The sequence below is a fragment of the Pseudomonas sp. R62 genome (assembly GCF_000257605.1).
Classification (GTDB): Bacteria; Pseudomonadota; Gammaproteobacteria; order Pseudomonadales; family Pseudomonadaceae; genus Aquipseudomonas; species Aquipseudomonas atacamensis.
Map to the genome: position 1 here is coordinate 1 of NZ_AHZM01000887.1, position 1,055 is coordinate 1,055.

The following is a 1,055-nucleotide window of genomic DNA, read 5'->3' on the forward strand; positions in this document are numbered from 1 at the left end:
ACAAGATGAACTGACGGTCACCGCGGATGCGGGCTACTCCAATGGCAAGCAGTTCCAGGCATGTGAGGATGAGAACATCACGGCTTATGTGCCTGTGGCGCGATCACTCAACTCCTGCGGCAAGGAGCAGATATTTTTCGATCGAACAGCATTTGCCTACGATGCGTCGCAAGATCGATATCAATGCCCTGCCGGAAAATGGCTGATCTTTAAGCAGATCAGCAACAAAGGCCGGATCTACCAAGCGAAGGTCAGCGACTGCGCAAGCTGCCCGATTAAAGCGAAGTGCACCGACGCCAAACGCCGATACATCTCGCGCCATCTGCACGAACAGGCTTTCGAGCGAATGGAGCAGCGAATGCAGACACATCCCGAAATGATGGTCAGTCGACGATCCATCGTCGAACATCCCTTCGGCAACCTTAAACAGTGGTTATTTGGTAACGCTCGATTCTTGCTGCGACGGCTTGAAGGCGCGAGAGCTGAAATGGCCTTGGCGGTGAACGCCTACAACCTGAAAAGAGCAATTAACGTGTTGGGCGTCCGCCAGATGATGGCGCTGATGGGCTGAAACGCCTTTTTTCGTTTGCTGTGAGCACAAAAGCAAACGCCCCGAACAAGTCGGGGCGTTTGCTGGAACCACCATCAGTGCGTTTTCACACAGTCTGGCCAGGCCGGGTTTTCGTTGATCGTTCAGCGATGTTTATTTTTGTGTTTGTTCTTGTGCTTGTGGCCGCCGGAATGAGATCCGCCGTCGTCGTCGCCAAGATTGTTACCTACCGCGCCGCCTGCTGCGCCGCCCAGGCCCGCGCCGATGGCGGAGCCGGTGGAGCCGCCGAGGCTGTTGCCGACGACCGAGCCGCCTGCTGCGCCAAGACCGCCGCCAATCGCGGCTTCGGTGCGGTTGCGTTTGTTCGCGCCGACGGCACTGCCGGCCGCGCCGCCAACACCTGCGCCGACCGCTGCGCCCGTGCTGCCGCCAAGTTGTCCGCCAACCACATTACCCAGCGCACCGCCGAGACCACCGCCTACGGCAGCGGTGCCATCTCCGGCCG

At 59.0% G+C, this 1,055-nt stretch carries 2 protein-coding genes; one reads left to right on the forward strand and one right to left on the reverse strand.

Going from position 1 to position 1,055, the window contains the following annotated elements; all coding sequences use genetic code 11:
• Positions 1-571, forward strand: a 571-nt coding sequence (locus OQK_RS00870; protein ID WP_016770700.1) for a transposase, incomplete at its 5' end; no start/stop codon positions are given.
• 122 nt (positions 572-693) lie between these two features.
• On the opposite strand, the gene OQK_RS00875 is transcribed toward OQK_RS00870, so the two are convergent.
• Positions 694-1,055 (reverse strand): glycine zipper domain-containing protein (locus OQK_RS00875; protein WP_016770701.1); only part of this gene is annotated, 362 nt, incomplete at its 5' end.